Origin of the sequence: Micromonospora sp. NPDC005215, assembly GCF_040607915.1 — a bacterium.
Classification (GTDB): Bacteria; Actinomycetota; Actinomycetes; order Mycobacteriales; family Micromonosporaceae; genus Micromonospora.
Genome location: NZ_JBEXHQ010000028.1, coordinates 61,368 through 76,851, shown reverse-complemented (window position 1 = coordinate 76,851; position 15,484 = coordinate 61,368). Strand labels below are relative to the sequence as shown.

The following is a 15,484-nucleotide window of genomic DNA, read 5'->3' as shown; positions in this document are numbered from 1 at the left end:
AGCGCCTCGGCCAGAACGATCATGTCGAGCATCTGGTGGGACGCAGGTCAGCCGGCGTGCACGTGCGGCCGGCGACACGGGTCGGGTTCCTGGCGGCGCAGGATCTCCCGGGTGACCGAGGCGATCGCGCCCTGCCCGAACGCCAGGTAGCGCAGGAAGTTGCGGGCCGGGCCGCCCTCGCTCCACTCGAAGTAGATGTGCGGCCGCCGCCCCGTCCGGTCGCGGATCTCCAGCAGCAGGACGGCGAGCGCGTTGGGCACCGAGGCACTGGTCAGACTGAGCACCGCGAAGCTGTCGTCGGCCATGGTGCCGCGCACCAGCAGTTCGGTCTCGAAGTCCGACGGGTCGGTGACGTGCACCTCGACGAAGATCACGTCGCTGTCGTCGGGGAAGTCGTTGTCCGCCATGGTCTGCGCCAACTTGGCGCGGTACTCGGCCTCGTCCCGGTGGTCGGGTTCGTGCGCGATGAGGCGGATCCGCCGCCCGGAGCGCTCGTCGATCATTCGGGCCGCGACCGGGTCCAGCTCGACCCGGTTGACCCGCAGCTCGTAGGCCCGCGACACCCGGGACAGCAGCGAGACCACGATGATCCCACCGATGAAACAGGCCGCGATCTTGACGCCGTCGGGGCGTTCCACCACGTTCGCCAGGGTCGTGTAGACGAAGGCCACCGCGATGACTCCGAACGCGATGGTGCGACCGCGCTGACGCCGCCGGACCGCCGCGAGCGTCACCGCCGTCGCCGCCGATGTGATCAACACCAGCACACCGGTGGCGTACGCGCCGCCCTGCGCGTCCACGCTGGCCTTGAAGACGACAGTGATCAGGAAGGCCACCGTGGTGAAGACCAGCACCAGCGGCCGGACGGCCCGCGCCCAGGCCGGTGCCATGCCGTAGCGGGGCAGGTAGCGGGGGACGAGGTTGAGCAGACCGGCCATCGCCGACGCTCCCGCGAACCAGAGGATCCCGATGGTGGACAGGTCGTAGATGGTGCCGAACACCTCCCCGAGGTGCTCGTGCGCCAGGTAGGCCAGCGCCCGGCCGTTCGCCGGCCCGCCCGGCCGGAAGTCCTGCGCCGGGATCAGGATGGTGGTCGTCACGCTGCTGGTGATCAGGAAGACGCTCATGATCACCGCGGCGGTGGTGAGCAGTCGGCGCGTGCCGCGGATTCGGCCCAGCGGTCGAGCCTCCGAGTCCTGCGGGTCGCCCCGTACGCTCGGCATCACGGCCACCCCGGTCTCGAAGCCGGACAGGCCCAACGCCAGTTTCGGGAAGACCAGCAGCGACAGCCCGACCACCAGCCAGGGATCGCCGTGCCCGGTGGTCAGCGCGGTGGTCCAGTCCTCGACCGCGCTCGGGTGCGTCACCACCCGCCACAGCGCGTCGACCACCACCACCGCGTTCAGCGCCAGGTAGGCCGCCACCAGGACGACGGCGATCCCGATGGCCTCGGTGAAACCCTTGAGGAACACCGCGCCCAGCAGCGACACGAGCAGCAGGGTGACCAGCACCTCGTGCCCCTTGAACCCGTCCGGCCAGAACGGGTTCTCGTCGATGTGCGCTGTCGCGTCGGCGGCCGACAGGGTGATGGTGATGATGAAGTCGGTCGCCGCAAAACCGAGCAGCACCAGCACCAGCAACTTGCCCGGCCAGTAGCTCAGCAGGCGTACCAGCATCGCGATGGAACCCTCACCGTGCGGGCTCTCCACCGCCACCCGCCGATAGACCGGCAGCGCGCCCAGCAGCGTCACCAGCACCAGCACCAGCGTCGCCACCGGCGACAGCGCCCCGGCGGCCAGCGCCGCGATGCCCGGTTGGTAGCCCAGAGTGGAGAAGTAGTCGACGCCGGTCAGGCACATCACCTTCCACCACGGATGGTGCCGGTGCTCCGGCGGATGCCCGCCCGGCCCGGGGCGCTGCGAGGCCTGCTCCGAGCCGGCGTCGAGCAGCCACCCCCGCAGCCGGCCGCCGCGCCTGTCGACCTCCATCGGCGCGTCCCCCGTCATTCGCCCATGGTCACCGTGAGTATCCGCCCGCTGGGCCGCGCCCGTCCCCGGGTGCCCGAAACCCACCCGGCGACGGGCGGGTTTCGGGCCGCGGACACGGGGGATGCAGCGCCCCCGGGTCGGCGGGAGCGCAGCCGGGGGCGGACGGCGCCGGGGAGGGGACAGGGCATGGTCGGTGGCCGCCGCTTCCGCCCTGGTGGTGGCTTCGGTCGCCAACTGGACGAGTACGAGACCACGGCTGACGCGCCGCCGTCGACGGTGTCGCCCGAGCCGCCCACCGGCGGCCTGGTGGACAGCGCGGTCTACGTCCGGGGGCACCGCTTCGCCTCGCCGTCCGGGCTCGCCGAGACGTTCCGCTGCCTGCAGGAGCAGGACGGCGCGATGGCCTGGATCGGGTTGTACCGGCCCGACATCGAGCAGATCACCTCGCTGGCCCGGGAGTTCCGACTGCACGACCTGGCGGTCGAGGACGCGATCAACGCCCACCAGCGACCCAAGCTGGAGCGGTACGGGCACACCCTGTTCGTGGTGCTGCGCGCCGCCAGCTACGACGACGTGCGCGAGGAGGTCGAGTTCTCCGAGCTGCACCTGTTCATCGGGCCGGGCTTCGTGATCACCGTTCGGCACGGTGAGGTCCCGGATCTGGCCGCGGTGCGGCGGCGGATGGAGACCGACGCGCCGATGCTCGCCCGGGGCCCGGAGGCGATCCTCTACGCGATCCTCGACCAGGTCGTCGACGGGTACGCGCCGGTGGTGGCCGGGCTGGAGAACGACATCGACGAGATCGAGACCCAGGTGTTCGGCGGTGACCCGAACGCCAGCCGGCGCATCTACGGCCTCAGCCGCGAGGTCATCCAGTTCCAGCGGGCCGCCCGCCCACTGCTCACCGTGCTCAACGCACTGGCCGACGGGGCCAGCAGTGCCGGCACCGACGAGGAACTGCGCCGCTACCTGCGGGACGTGACCGACCACCTGATCCAGGTGGTGGAGCGGGTGGACGGTTTCCGGCACCTGTTGCAGAACATCCTCACCGTCAACGCCACCCTCGTCTCGCAGCAGCAGAACGAGGAGATGCGCAGCCTCACCGCGGCCAGCTACGCGCAGAACGAGGAGCTGAAGAAAGTTTCGTCGTGGGCGGCGATCCTGTTCGCTCCCACGCTCATCGGCACCGTGTACGGAATGAACTTCGTCCACATGCCGGAGTTGAACTGGCGCTTCGGCTACCTGTTCGCGTTGCTGCTGATGCTGCTGGTCTGCGGCACCCTCTACATGATCTTCAAGCGGCGCGGCTGGCTGTGAACCACCCCGGCCGGGATCACTCGATGCCGCGCAGGATGTGCCGTTCGTCCTCGACGTCGTCGTCGCCGGCGGCGATCCGACCGAGCAGGACGGCGGCGGCCCAGATCGTCAGAGGCGTCGCCGCCCCGGTCATGCCGCCGCCGGTCCGGTCGTCCCGGGTCTGGCTCCGCTCCGCACGCGCTGGCCTGCGCTGAGCCTGCATGGGCCCCGCCTCTCCTCGTCGAAGCCGCCGCGGGCGGCGCGGCGTGAGCCCGCGCCACCGGCCGGGCGGACCGCGCTCGGCAGGACGACATCTACGTCGAACCATCCCACGTCAGGCCCCATTACCACCGCTTCTTTTCGGTTTCCCGACTGTCGCCCGCCAAACCGGACATTTTCTCCGGGGTCAGCGACCGGGGTTTGGGCGCCCGTCTCGGCGGTACCTGACGGAAACCGACCAGGAGGCGTGCCCAGTGAACGTGAGTGATCTGCTGACCGAGACGTACGACCGGCTACCCGACCTCGTCCGCGCCGCGGTGGAGGGCCTCAGCCCGGAGCAACTGCGCCACGAAACCGCACCGGGCCACAACTCGATCGGCTGGCTGGTCTGGCACCTCACCCGGGTCCAGGACCATCACGTCGCCGACGTGCTCGACGCCCAGCAGATCTGGGTGAGTGGCGACTGGGCGGACCGGTTCGGCCTCACCGCCGACCCCGACAACACGGGCTACGGGCACTCGCCCGCCCAGGTGGCGACGGTGCGGCCGGAGAGCGCGCAGGCTTTGATCGACTACTACGGGGCGGTCGCGTCGCGTACCGGAAAGTTCCTGGCCGGCCTGCGTCCGGCGGACCTGGACCGCGTCGTCGACGAGGGGTGGGACCCGCCGGTCACCCTCGGCGTCCGGCTGGTCAGTGTCGCCGAGGACGACCTGCAACACGTGGGCCAGGCCGCCTACGTGCGCGGGCTGCTCGAAACCGGCTGACCGTCGGGCCGACATCGGCGCTCCCGGCACCTCACCCCTTTCGGGTGAACCGGCCTCACCCGGGCACGGGTGATCCTGCGGAGAACCGTGGGGGAGGGGACCTGATGGGCGCGAGGGCAGAGCAGTACCTGCGACAGTTGGACGCCGGTCGCCTCCCCAACCTGCCGGAGACCACAGCGGGCACGCTGCGGCTGGACGCGCGCAGCGACGGTTGCACCGAGCACTGGTATCTGACCGTCCGCGACCAGCACGTCCAGGTGACCCGGTCGGCTGACGACGCCGATCTGGTGGTCCGCGCGGATCGCCGGGTGTTCGACCGGATGGTCACCGGTGAGCTGCATCCCGGCGCGGCGATGCTGCGCAACGAGCTGACCATGCAGGGCGACATGCACCTGCTGATGGTGCTGCGGCGAATCTTCGCGGGGCCGGCCGGCGCCCGCCATCCTCGGGAGCTGGGTCGGGCCGCCCTGGCGGGCCGGAGCGCAACTGCCGCTCGGGAGGGTCAGTCGTGAAGCAGGAACTGCTGCACGTGATCGCCGGCAACGTGTTCGCGATAAGCGACGCCCAGGGCGACATCGAGGCCGACGCGCAGACCCCGGTCGGTCTCTTCGCGTACGACACCCGTTTCCTGTCGCACTGGGTGCTCAAGATCGACGGCGAACGGATCAACGCGCTGTCCCGTGACGACATGACCTACTTCGAGACCCGGTTCTTCCTGGTCCCCGGCGCGGCGAGCCACTACGTCGACGCCGACGTGTCGATCACCCGGCACCGCTCGATCCACGACTGTCTGCACGAGAAGATCACACTGCTCAACCACTCCGCAGAGCCGGCCGAGTTCACCGTACGAGTGGAGATGGGCAGCGACTTCACCGACATCGCCGAGATCGGACACCTCCGTCAGCGGGTCGTCGAGGTCACCCCGGACTCGGCCAACCGCCAGCTCGTGCTGCGCTACCAGCGGGAGCGGTTCGTCCGCCAGACCACCGTGCGGAGCACCGTTCCGGTCGAGGTGGACGAGGAGGGAATGACGTTCCGGATTCGGGTCGCCTCGGAGGGCAAGTGGGAGACCGACCTGCACATCGCCATGACCATGGGCGGCGAAGGAGGCCAGGACGTACGCGACTCCCTGGAGTCGCACCAGCGGGCCGTGCGGGTGGGGATGCGCGAGGACCTGGCGAACTGGATGGACCAGGCCCCGACGCTGACCGCCGAACGCGACGGACTGGAGGAGATGTACCGGGGCGCCCTGGCCGACCTGGCGGCACTGCGGTACAAGCCGTGGTCGTCCCCCGACCGGGTGCCGATCGCAGGTCTGCCGTGGTCGATGTGGTTGTGCGGACGGCACAGCCTCATCACCTGCCTGCAGACGATGGCGTTCACCCCCGAGCTGGCCCCCGCGACGCTGCGGATGCTGGCGTTCATGCAGGGCGCTCAGCTCGACGACGACCTGGACGAGGAGCCAGGAAAGATCCTGGCCCACCTCCGCTACGGCGAGTCCGGAGCGTTCGGCGACCGGGCGGACGCGTTGTACTACGGCTCGGCGGACACCACCCCGCTCTTCGTGGTTCTGCTCGACGAGTACGAGCGCTGGTCCGGTGACGCGGACCTGGTGCGCGAGCTGCGCCACCCGGCCCGCATGGCGTTGGACTGGATCGACGAGTACGGCGACCTGACCGGGGACGGTTACGTGCGCTACCAACGCCGCAACGAGCGCAACGGCGCGATCAACCAGTGTTGGAAGGACACGCCGGACGCGATCACCAGTGCGCGCGGCCAGCAACCGGCCTTTCCCCGTGCCACCTGTGAGTTGCAGGGCTACGCGTACGACGCGAAGAGGCGCGGCGCCCGGCTGGCCCGGGAGTTCTGGGGCGACCCCGTGTACGCCGACCGGCTGGAGCGGGAGGCCGCGGCGCTCAAGGAGCGCTTCAACCGGGACTTCTGGCTGCCACACCAGGAGTACTACGCGTTGGCGCTCGACCCGTACGGCGAGCCGGTCGACGCGCTGGCGTCCAACATGGGGCACCTGCTGTGGAGCGGGATCGTCACTGACGACCGCGCCGGAGCCGTCGCCGAGCACCTGGTCGGGTCGCGGTTGTTCGGCGGTTGGGGGGTGCGTACCTTCGCCACCGGGCAGCGCCCGTACAACCCGATGGGCTCACATCTGGGCGCGGTGTGGCCGGCGGACAACGCCCTGATCGCCGCCGGGCTGCGCCGCTACCGCTTCGACGCGCAGGCGGCCACGATCGCGGCCGGCATCTTCGACCTGGCGCAGACCCTCGGTGGGGCCGTGCCGGAGATGATTGCCGGCCACGATCGCCGTCTGACGAAGTATCCCGTCCAGTTGCCGGCGGCCGCTCGCCCGCAGGCGTGGTCGTCGGGGGCGCTGCTGATGCTGCTGGGCACCATGCTGGGGCTGCGACCCACCGGCGACAACCTGCTGGTCAACCCGGCAGTGCCCGAGGGATTCGGTCGACTGGAACTGCTCGACATCCCGGGTCGGTGGGGTCGCTCCGACGCCTACGCCAGGGACCGGACCACGGCGCACCGACCCGGCCCACGCCTGCGTTGAGCGGCTGAGGAACGGCGCGGTCAGCCCATCGTCTTCGCGCCGTCGATCGACTCCCGCAGAATGTCGGCGTGCCCGGCGTGCTGGGACGTCTCGGCGATCAGGTGCAGCAACACCCGGCGGACCGTCCAACTCGCCCCCGGCTCGAACCAGGGCGCCTGCGGCAGCGGGTGCGCCGAATCCAGGTCGAGAGTGGCGATGAGCGCGTCGGTCTGGTCGGCCACCTCCTGGAACCGCTCGACCAGACCGGTGAGGGTCTCGCCCGGCGCCATCCGGAACTGACCGACCCAGTCGATCTCCTCGCGCTGCATCGCCTCCGCTCCGCCCACCGCGAAGAGCATCCACCGGTGCTCGACGCCGGCCACGTGCTTGACCAGGCCGCCGAGGCTCAGCTCGCTGGCCGTGGAGCGGGTGGCCGCCTGCTCGTCGGTGAGCCCGTCCACCGTCTGCAGGAGGAAACCCCGGTGCCGGCGAAGCGTCTGCAGTAGGTCGGCCCGCTCACCGGTGAGCTGCTCCGTGCTTGTCATGCCGCCACCCTTCATCGATGTCCACTCGGTGCCACCCTAGGACGACGCACCGACACTCTCGGTGTCGGACACGACGTGCGACAAACGAGTCCCCAGCGGTTGCCGATCCGCGTCCGTGGCGGTCCACTGAATGACATGGGTGTGATTAAGGTGGGCACGTCGTCCTGGGCCGACCAGTCGTTGCTGCGCTCCGGGTGGTATCCACGCTCGGCCAACACGCCGGCCCGCCGGCTCGGCTTCTACGCCAGCCGGTTCCCGCTGGTCGAGGTGGACACGTCCTACTACGCGGTTCCCGTCCCGGAGACCACGCTGGGCTGGGTCGACGCCACACCGGACGACTTCACCTTCGACATCAAGGCGTTCAGTCTCTTCACCGGTCATCCGACGCCGGTCGCCGCGCTACCCCGGGACCTGCGGCCGGCCGGCGGCCCGAGCCGGATCCGCCGCCGTGACCTGCCGCCGGAGGCGTACGACGAGTTGTGGACCCGGTTCCGCGCGGCCCTCGACCCGATCGCGGCGGCCGGCAAGCTGGGTGCGGTGCTGTTGCAGTTCCCACCATGGCTGGTACGAAGTGCCGCGGCCGAACGCCGGATCGTCGAGCTGGCGCAGCGCTGCCGGCCGTGGCGGGTCGGGGTGGAGCTGCGGCACGGCTCCTGGTTCGACGGTCCGGCCGCGTCGGAGACGCTGGACCTGCTGCGCGCGCACGACCTGTCCATGGTCTGCGTCGACATGCCACAGGGGCACCCGTCGTCGGTGCCCCCGATCCTGACCATGACGGCGGAGCCGGCGATCGTCCGGTTCCACGGTCACAGCGACGCCTGGGGCGAGGGCGACAAGCAGGACAAGTTCCGGTACGCGTACGCCGAGGACGAGCTTCGGCACTGGGCCGGCCTGTTGGCCGAGCTGGCCACCGAGGCCGACGACCTGCACGTGCTGTTCAACAACTGCTGTGCCGGGCAGGCCCAGCGCGACGCCACCCGGCTGGCGCAACTGCTCGCCGAGATGATGATCGCCGATCGGACGGTGCCGGCCGCGTCGACCGGCTGACCGTCCGTGGTGGTATCAGGACCGCCGTCCCCGGCTGCGTAGGGCGTCCTGGGTCGACTCGCCGATGTCCGCGTCGTCGGGAAAGCTCCGGCCGCTGGGTGCCGGGTCCGGTGGGGCGCCCGGTCCGGCCATCGTCGTGCGGGTCGGCTCGACCGAGCCGAAGCCGTGTCGTCCCGCCGGGTCCGAACGGCTCGCCGGGGCGCCCGCGCGCCGTTCGCCACGCCGTCCTTCGGGCACCGCGGTCTCCTCGCTGCCCTCGTCCATCGGCGAGTCCTCGTCCGCGCCCCAGGGCGCGTCGGCGTCGAAGCCGTCGCCGGTGCCCCACGGCTTGGTCGCCTCCGGCTCCTGCCGGTCGTTGTCGCCACTGCGTCCCTTGTGCGCCGTCATGGCCACCCCGCTCGTCGGTCCGCCGCTACCGGCGGACGATGTGCCGTGTCCTCGGGCCGGGACTGCCCGCCCGAGCGCGTCGCACGACAGGTCACCGGCACGCCGCTGCGTGCACGGGTCCCGTCGTCGCGCCGGTGCGCGCGCAGGGCCGGCCGGCGCCCCGCCGTCGAGAGGGCGGCGGGACGCCGGCCGGCTCGGCGTTCAGCGTCCGGCCATCGCCATCGGCCGCTTGCTGTTGCTCATGCCGGCCATCTTGATCATGCTCTTCGAGACGCTCTTCATGCCGCTGCCCCGGCCGAGAATCCCCTTGAACACCTGGCCGGGCTTCTGCTGCTCACTCATGTACGCGGTGACCACGACCAGGGTCCCGGTCAGCGCCGGGATGGCCCACTGGAGCAGCTTCATCTGCCGCTGCGAGGAGGCCACGCTGGCCGGGGTCTGGTGGTTCGGCTCGGTGGTTCCGCTGACCGGTGAGGCGCCGGCCTTCTCCAGGCGCATGCCGATCAACCGGCTGTAGCCGGTCACGGCGAGCGCGCCGATCGTCAACGCCGTCTTGATGGCGCTGGTCCGGCCGACCCCGGACTGAGCTGCCACGCGTGGGCTCTCGGTCACCAGTTCGCCGACCGCGCCGGCCAGGTGCGCGCCGATGGCGGCGGCGTTGACCGGGGTCCATTTGGACCATCCCGCCGACGCGACCGAGAGTCGCTGGGTCGAGTCGCTGATCTTCGCGGCTGCGCCGTTGACGCCGAAGGCACCCATGAGGGAGCCGCCGAACCAGGCCGCGAGGCCCAGATCGTGCATCGAGCGCAGTGCGGTATGCCGTTCGGACATGTGATCCCCTTCCGCCGTGTTGGGCGCTGCGGCTTACCCGCCGCCCGGGCGGCTAACCCCGTCGCTCGGCGGCTGATCCGCGCCGCACCGGTACGACCGGGACGTGCGGGTTTCGACGGGACCCGTCGCCGCCGGCAGGAGTCGTCCGCGCGGTGGCGGGTAGATCCCGAGCGACGCTGACGGAGAGGGGAACGGGATGTCGCAGCCGGACGAGAGTCGGGAGAAGACCCCCAAGACCGACGCGGTGCTCATGCACCCGGACAACGACCCACACCGGAACACCGCTGAGGTCGCGCCACGCAAGGAGCACGCGGAGATCCAGGTCGAGCGCGACGGCGAGCTGGTGCCGCTGGACCAGGACGAGTGAGCCGCCCGGACGGTCCGGCGCGGCTCAGCGGGGCGGCAGGTCGCCGGCGAAACCGGCGATCCGCCGCGCCAGCGGAGTGCTCGCGCGGACCCAGGTGAAGTGGTCCAGAGCCGCGCCGGCCTGCGCCGCCGTGTAGCGCTCGCGGGTGAGCGGGGCGGCGACGAGCTTCGCGCAGAGGTCGTCCATGGCCTCGTGCGGGGTGTACTGGTCGTCGTCCACACTGACCGCCAGCACCGGTGTGCGCACCGCGCGTACCGCCGCCTCGGTGTCCGTGCCGTTCAGCAGGGGAAAACGGCCGGTCCGCGCGGTGTACGCCCAGTCGCGGATCACGCCGCGCGCCTGCCGGCCGCCGAAGCCCCAGCCCGGCCAGACCCCGAGCACTGCCGCGGTGGCGGCGATCCCCTGGGTGTACGGCAGCAGGCCGACGCCGCGCAGGCCCGGATAGCTTCGCCAGTACGGGATGCCGACCGCGATCAGCGCCAACGCGTCCACCTCGTCGGCGCCGTGCAGGGCGAGGTGCAGCAGCGCGGCCTGACCACCGAGCGAGTGCCCGACCAGCAGCCGGTTACGCCCGTCCAGCCGGGGCTTGAGCGCGGCCAGCACGGCGCCGACGTCGTCGGCCAACTCGGCGTAGCCGTAGCGGTCGTCCCGACTCGGCGTCGGGGTGCTCGCCCCGTTTCCGCGCAGGTCGGCGACGACCACGGCCAGCCCGGCGGCGCGTAGCTCGGCCGCGAAGGGGCGGTAGTAGCGGGCCCGCACACCCATCGCGGGCCAGATCACGACCACCGGCGCACCCGTCGTGCCGGCCGGCTCCGGGTAGACCTGCACACCCAACCGAGCGCCGTCGACGTCGACGAACTCCTGCGCGTACCCCGGGTCTCCGTCCACCGGCCCAGCCTACGGCCCCGGCGTTACCGGCGGGTAGCCGACGGTGCTCGGACGCGACGGAGGGCCCCGCCGTGGCGGAGCCCTCCGGGTGGCGACGCGGTCAGGAGACGGAGATCGTCCCGTTGCCGGCGCGGACGCAGGCCACCGACCGGGCGCTGGTGGAGGCCGCCCCGCTCAGGCACTGGCCGAGCACCTGGTGCCCGGTGGCGTTCGGGTGCCACGACTCCTGGCAGGTCTGGAAGTAGCTGACGCAGGTGTTGGCGATCCGCTGGATGGCGATCTTGTCCTTGCCGGCGAGGCTGGTGACGAAGGTGCCGCTCGCGCCGTCCTGAAGCCGGATCGGAGTGGCCAGCGCGCCCGTCGGGCTGCTCGTCTGCTCGCAGAGCCGGGCGCCGTTGAAGGCCTGCTGCACGTTCAGGTACACCAGGTCGTCGGCGGGGAACTCGGCGGCCAGGGTGTCCCGGGTGGACTTCACGATGGCGCCCAGGCCCTGCGAGAAGCGGTGGCCCGGCGCCAGGCTGGCCCGGTGGATGGGGCAGCCCGCCGCGTACCGCTCGGCACCGAGGTCACGGAACTTGTCCCGGGTGTCGTCCCGGCTGTCCTCCTCGTGGAACTGCGGGTTCAGGTCCAGCGGCAGCGGGTTCGTGTAGTCCTGGAACACCACCCGGTGCTGCCCGTCCGGGTCGATCTGGTCCAGTGTGGTCAGCACCTGGCGGACGGCGGCGGTGGTCTCCGCTGTCGCGGCGCTGAGCTGCGCGGCGGTGGCCAGGTCGGCGTCGCTGCACGGCTTCTGCTCGACCGGGCCGTTCAGGTACGCCCAGAACTCCCACCAGCCGGTCCACGCGTCGGCGATGAACCGGTTGGCGCACTTCTCCGCCACGCTGCCGAAGGTGAACGAGCTGTTGTTGGAACCCAGGCCGATCAGCACCAGGTCGATGTCCTGGGTCTGCGCGACGGCGCGGAGCTGGTCGAGCTGCGCGGCCACGGTACGACCGTTTGTCCGCGCCTGCGAGGCGTTGGCGATGTCGTGCGGCTGGCCACCGGAGCAGGCCAGGTTGAACCGGTTCTGGATGCCCGGCAGGCTGGCCTGGTTGAGCGAGGCGTTGGCCGACCGGTGGCAGAAGTACGCGTTGTTGTTCGCGGCCGTCCAGCCGGGGAAGCCCTGGGCGACGCCGTTGACGTCGACCACCGGGGTGTACGCCCCGGCGCCCTCGCCGCTGATGAAGCTGTCCCCGAGTGCCACCGCGGCGGTGGGCAGCGCGGCGGAGGCGGGTGCGGGCAGCGCGACGGCGGTCGACAGCGCGGCCATGGCGATCGTTAGTCCCGCGGCGAGCGCGGTACGGCGGAACCTGGGCATGGGGCCCCCATCCATCGAAAGATGAAAGATTCTCTGAGAGCGCGATCAGATCACCCCTCAGCAACGGGCGTCAATGGCCCGTAACAGAATCGTTCGATGAAAGACATGCACGCGTAGGCGTACCGTGCACCTCGCCGAGGCGGACCCGCTCTCCCGGATGACAGTGGTCGTCGACCACGCCAACCTTCGCCGGGTGGCGCGCGGAGCTACCTGCCGCTCGGGCCGCCGCCGCGCTTCAGCGCGGCAGCGCCGACGACGTTCAGACCGACACCCCAGAGCAGCAGTACGCACAACCACTGCGCCCACCGCAGCCCGGTCATGTCCCCCGAGAGCAGGTTGCGGACACTGCCGAACGGGGTGAGCCACGGCTGCGCCGGACGGAGGGCGTCCACGGCGCCCAGCAACCCGAACAGGCCCAACGGCAGGACGATGGTGGCGAGGAACGCGACCACTGTCGACCGCAGCAGCAGCCCCAGCCCGGTGCCGACCAGGCCGGCGACGACCTGCACCAGCACGCTGCCCACCGCGACCGTGCCGGCGTGCCGCCCCGGCTCGTCGGCGACCTCGGCCGGGGTGAACGCCAGCGTCGCCGCGCAGATCAGCACCCCGACGACACCGATGACCACGGCCGGCAACCCCACCGCGAGGACGCTGGGCAGGACCCGGGCGGAGCCGGGCGCCCGGCGCAGGTCACGCACCAGCAGGATGCCGAAGAGCGGCGTCACGACCGACATCAGGCTCTGGACCGTCTCCGAGAGCGCGGCGAACGTCCGGTCGGCGGGAGCCGCCGCCGCCACCAGCGCCACCGCGCACAGCACACCCGCCAGCAGGGTGCCCACGAGCAGCCACCGCCGGGCACGGGTGCCGAGGGAGCGTCGCAGGGCGTCGCGTGTCGTCTCGTCCATCCCGGTCTGCTCCCGACGAATGCCCTCGACCTGCCGCGATCATGAGAGCGTACCGACGGCGGTGCCGGTGCGTGGTCCCGTGATCACTGATGGGCTGTTTGTTGGCTCACGTCCGGGGGCTCACGCGCGGCGGGTCGCGCGGGCCCTCCGACAGTTGTCCTAGCCTCGGGCTAGGCTCGCTGCGGCGCGCCACGCCGGCTGATGTCGCCGGTGACCGGCTGCACACCGCCGAGACCGGGGAGTACGACCAGTTGACCGCAGAGCCTGACACCCTGTACGGGGCCGATGACCTCACTCACCTTGAGGGGCTGGACGCTGTCCGCAAGCGGCCCGGCATGTACATCGGTTCCACCGACAGCCGTGGCGTGGGTCACCTCGTCAACGAGATCCTCGACAACTCCACCGACGAGGGTGTCGCCGGTCACGCCAGCACCGTCGAGGTGATCCTGCACGCCGACGGCTCGGTGCAGGTCGACGACGACGGCCGGGGCATCCCCACCGACGTGCACGCCAAATCCGGCATCTCCGGCGTCGAACTGGTGCTCACCCGCCTGCACGCCGGCGGCAAGTTCGGCGGCTCCGGCTACAAGACCTCCGGCGGCCTGCACGGCGTCGGCGCCTCGGCCGTCAACGCGCTGTCCCACCGGTTCGACGTGACAGTCCGCCGGGCCGGCAAGGTGCACGCGATGTCCTTCCGGCACGGCGTCCCGGGCCTCTTCGACGGCGAAGGGCCGACCGCGCCCTTCACCGCAGGCCCCGGGCTCCAGGTCATCGGCGCGATGAAACGCGGGCAGCGCACCGGCACCTCGATCCGCTGGTGGCACGACGCCCGCTACTTCGAGACCGGCGCCGCACTTGACGTCGACGCGGTCCGCACCAAGCTGCGCAACACCGCCTTCCTGGTTCCCGGCGTGACCTACCTGCTGCGTGACCTGACCGGCGAGGCGCCCGCCGAGGAGCGGTTCCACTACCCCAACGGGCTCAGCGACATGGTGGAGTTCCTCGCCCCGGCCGGCGACCGGCCGGTCTCCGGCACCCTGCTCGTCAACGGGGAGGGGACCTACCGGGAGAACGCCGCCGACGCCAACGGTGTCATGCAGTCCAACGTGCAACGGCGTGCCGAGGTCGAGGTGGCGTTCCGGTGGGGCACCGGCTACGAGCGCACCGTCGAGTGCTTCACCAACACCATCCGCAACGCGCACGGCGGCACCCACCGCAAGGGCTTCGAGCGGGCTCTCGTCCGCGCCCTCGCCGACGCGATCCGCAACACCCGCGGTCTGCTCAAGGCCAAGGAGGAACCGCCCACTCTGGACGACGTCCTGGAGGGGATGACCGCGGTGGTGCACGTGCGGATCCCCGAGCCGCAGTTCACCTCGCAGACCAAGGACGAGCTCTCCACCCCCGGCATCACGAAGGTGCTCCAGGGCCTGGTCGACGCGCACGTCAAGGCCTGGATAGAGGACCGGCGCACCAAGGCCGAGGCGCGTACCGTCCTCCAGAAGATCGTCGACGCGGCCCGGGTGCGGCTCACCCAGAAGCAGCAGAAGGACGCCGCCCGGCGCAAGACCGCCCTGGAGGGCGCGTCCATGCCGCCGAAGCTTGTCGACTGCCGCGCGACAGGCGTCGACCGCAGCGAGCTGTTCATCGTGGAGGGCGACAGCGCCCTCGGCTGCTTCACCGGGGAAACGAGGGTCGCGTTGGCCTCCGGGGAGAGTCGATCCTTCGCCGACCTGGCCGCCGACTGGCAGCGAGGGGTCAGCCACTTCGGATACACCACCAACAAGGCGGGCCGCGTGGTGGTCGCCCCGCTCGTTGAACCTCGGCTCACCAAGTCCGATGCGCCGCTGGTGCGAGTGACGCTTGACAGCGGTGAATCCGTGCGGTGCACTCCCGATCACCAGTTCCGGCTGCGCGACGGCTCCTACCGCCGAGCCGATGCCCTGGCACCGGGCGACTCCCTGATGCCCCTCTACCGGCGACTGTCCAGCAAGGCCGAGGGGCACAATTTCCAGGGCTACGAGCAGGTCTGGATGAACGACCGGGACGAGTGGGTCTACACCCACTACGTCGCCGACGGGTGGAATCTGCGCCAGGGCAGGGACAGCGCGGCACTAGCCGCCGCCTACAACGCCGAACGGATGCGCACCGCCCGCACCGGGCTCCGGTTCGACCGACTTCTGGCGCTCTATGACGGTGACTACGGCCGGCTTCGGGACGCCGCGTCATTCGTCAATCATCGCGTTGTGTCAGTGGAGGCGTTGAACGAGACGGCCGACGTGTACGACCTGACCGTGGACGGGTACCACAATTTCGCCCTTGAGGCTGGCGTGTTCGTCCAC

14 protein-coding genes and 1 pseudogene are annotated in these 15,484 nt (G+C 71.0%); 7 read left to right on the top strand and 8 right to left on the bottom strand.

The features are described 5' to 3' along the window. Window positions 1-47: 47 nt before the first annotated feature. Window positions 48-2,006: an amino acid transporter gene (locus ABZU25_RS21280; protein ID WP_355031088.1), complete on the bottom strand. Its 1,959-nt coding sequence runs from the start codon at window positions 2,004-2,006 to the stop codon at window positions 48-50. A gap of 168 nt (window positions 2,007-2,174) precedes the next feature. Here ABZU25_RS21280 and corA point away from each other — a divergent pair, with 168 nt between their 5' ends. After that, window positions 2,175-3,305: a magnesium/cobalt transporter CorA gene (gene corA / locus ABZU25_RS21275; protein ID WP_355031087.1), complete on the top strand. Its 1,131-nt coding sequence runs from the start codon at window positions 2,175-2,177 to the stop codon at window positions 3,303-3,305. Between the two features lie 16 nt (window positions 3,306-3,321). On the opposite strand, the gene ABZU25_RS21270 is transcribed toward corA, so the two are convergent. Further along, window positions 3,322-3,507 carry a hypothetical protein gene (locus ABZU25_RS21270; RefSeq protein WP_355031086.1) on the bottom strand — a complete coding sequence of 62 codons (186 nt, stop codon included), beginning with the start codon at window positions 3,505-3,507 and terminating at the stop codon, window positions 3,322-3,324. Window positions 3,508-3,757: 250 nt separating this feature from the next. Between ABZU25_RS21270 and ABZU25_RS21265 the strand changes: the two genes are divergently transcribed. The 3 genes from ABZU25_RS21265 (at window position 3,758) to ABZU25_RS21255 (ending at window position 6,839) form a co-directional block, all read left to right on the top strand. Beyond that, complete coding sequence (locus tag ABZU25_RS21265) at window positions 3,758-4,267, top strand: DUF664 domain-containing protein (protein WP_355031085.1); 510 nt, start codon at window positions 3,758-3,760, stop codon at window positions 4,265-4,267. A 104-nt stretch (window positions 4,268-4,371) separates the two neighbouring features. Beyond that, window positions 4,372-4,779 (top strand): SCP2 sterol-binding domain-containing protein, encoded by a 408-nt coding sequence (locus ABZU25_RS21260; RefSeq protein ID WP_355031084.1) that lies wholly within the window; start codon window positions 4,372-4,374, stop codon window positions 4,777-4,779. After that, entirely contained in the window at window positions 4,776-6,839 is a 2,064-nt protein-coding gene (locus tag ABZU25_RS21255) for a glycogen debranching N-terminal domain-containing protein (RefSeq protein ID WP_355031083.1), read from the top strand. Before ABZU25_RS21260 ends, ABZU25_RS21255 begins: the two co-directional genes overlap by 4 nt. A gap of 20 nt (window positions 6,840-6,859) precedes the next feature. Here ABZU25_RS21255 and ABZU25_RS21250 read toward each other — a convergent pair whose 3' ends face one another. Next, window positions 6,860-7,363 (bottom strand): DinB family protein, encoded by a 504-nt coding sequence (locus ABZU25_RS21250; RefSeq protein WP_355031082.1) that lies wholly within the window; start codon window positions 7,361-7,363, stop codon window positions 6,860-6,862. A gap of 135 nt (window positions 7,364-7,498) precedes the next feature. On the opposite strand from ABZU25_RS21250, the gene ABZU25_RS21245 reads away from it, so the two are divergent. Further along, window positions 7,499-8,410, top strand: coding sequence for a DUF72 domain-containing protein (locus tag ABZU25_RS21245; RefSeq protein ID WP_355031081.1), 912 nt, complete (start codon window positions 7,499-7,501; stop codon window positions 8,408-8,410). A 15-nt stretch (window positions 8,411-8,425) separates the two neighbouring features. Here the strand turns inward: ABZU25_RS21245 and ABZU25_RS21240 are convergent, their stop codons facing one another. Next, a complete protein-coding gene (locus ABZU25_RS21240; protein ID WP_355031080.1) occupies window positions 8,426-8,797 on the bottom strand; it encodes a hypothetical protein in 372 nt (123 codons plus the stop codon). A 201-nt stretch (window positions 8,798-8,998) separates the two neighbouring features. Continuing rightward, window positions 8,999-9,628, bottom strand: a complete 630-nt coding sequence (locus tag ABZU25_RS21235) for a hypothetical protein (RefSeq protein ID WP_355031079.1) — start codon at window positions 9,626-9,628, stop codon at window positions 8,999-9,001. A 196-nt stretch (window positions 9,629-9,824) separates the two neighbouring features. On the opposite strand from ABZU25_RS21235, the gene ABZU25_RS21230 reads away from it, so the two are divergent. Continuing rightward, a complete protein-coding gene (locus tag ABZU25_RS21230) occupies window positions 9,825-9,995 on the top strand; it encodes a hypothetical protein (protein WP_158629581.1) in 171 nt (56 codons plus the stop codon). A gap of 24 nt (window positions 9,996-10,019) precedes the next feature. Here the strand turns inward: ABZU25_RS21230 and ABZU25_RS21225 are convergent, their stop codons facing one another. The 3 genes from ABZU25_RS21225 to ABZU25_RS21215 form a co-directional block, all read right to left on the bottom strand. After that, window positions 10,020-10,883 carry an alpha/beta fold hydrolase gene (locus ABZU25_RS21225; RefSeq protein WP_355031078.1) on the bottom strand — a complete coding sequence of 288 codons (864 nt, stop codon included), beginning with the start codon at window positions 10,881-10,883 and terminating at the stop codon, window positions 10,020-10,022. Window positions 10,884-10,983: 100 nt separating this feature from the next. Then, window positions 10,984-12,240, bottom strand: a complete 1,257-nt coding sequence (locus ABZU25_RS21220) for a hypothetical protein (protein ID WP_355031077.1) — start codon at window positions 12,238-12,240, stop codon at window positions 10,984-10,986. Window positions 12,241-12,446: 206 nt separating this feature from the next. Continuing rightward, entirely contained in the window at window positions 12,447-13,145 is a 699-nt protein-coding gene (locus ABZU25_RS21215; RefSeq protein WP_355031076.1) for a hypothetical protein, read from the bottom strand. 79 nt (window positions 13,146-13,224) lie between these two features. Here ABZU25_RS21215 and ABZU25_RS21210 point away from each other — a divergent pair. After that, window positions 13,225-15,481 (top strand): annotated as a pseudogene (locus ABZU25_RS21210) (ATP-binding protein); the annotation flags it as partial. Between the last annotated feature and the right edge of the window lie 3 nt (window positions 15,482-15,484).